This window comes from Shewanella sp. SG44-6 (assembly GCF_014164185.1).
Lineage (GTDB): Bacteria > Pseudomonadota > Gammaproteobacteria > Enterobacterales > Shewanellaceae > Shewanella > Shewanella vesiculosa.
In genome coordinates this window covers 1-286 of sequence record NZ_JACJER010000360.1, presented here as the reverse complement: position 1 = coordinate 286, position 286 = coordinate 1, and the positions used below count along the sequence as shown (strand labels likewise).

Below are 286 nucleotides of genomic sequence, written 5' to 3'. Positions count from 1 at the left end.
CCTGATTGAATTGACGGCCACTGATGAACATCAGCCCATCTAAACTGTCTAAACTCAATATATCGACCAGCTTAAAGTCTGGAATACTGCTATTTGCAAAATCACTTTTCAAACGCTGATAAGCTCGTTCAACCAGTGGCAACATGGTTAAATTAACTCGAGCACTATCAACAGTCGAACTGTCATACTGATGACCTCGAATCCCCAAAGAAAGCAAGGTATCAATATGTTGGTTGAGTTGTACCCGCACATCACGATTAACATCACCAACAAGATTTCTATCAAT

1 protein-coding gene is annotated in these 286 nt (G+C 40.2%); it reads right to left on the bottom strand.

The genetic code is table 11. From position 1 onward, the window contains the following. Positions 1–286, bottom strand: a 286-nt coding sequence (locus tag H5185_RS22585; RefSeq protein ID WP_182743380.1) for an ImcF-related family protein, incomplete at both ends; no start/stop codon positions are given.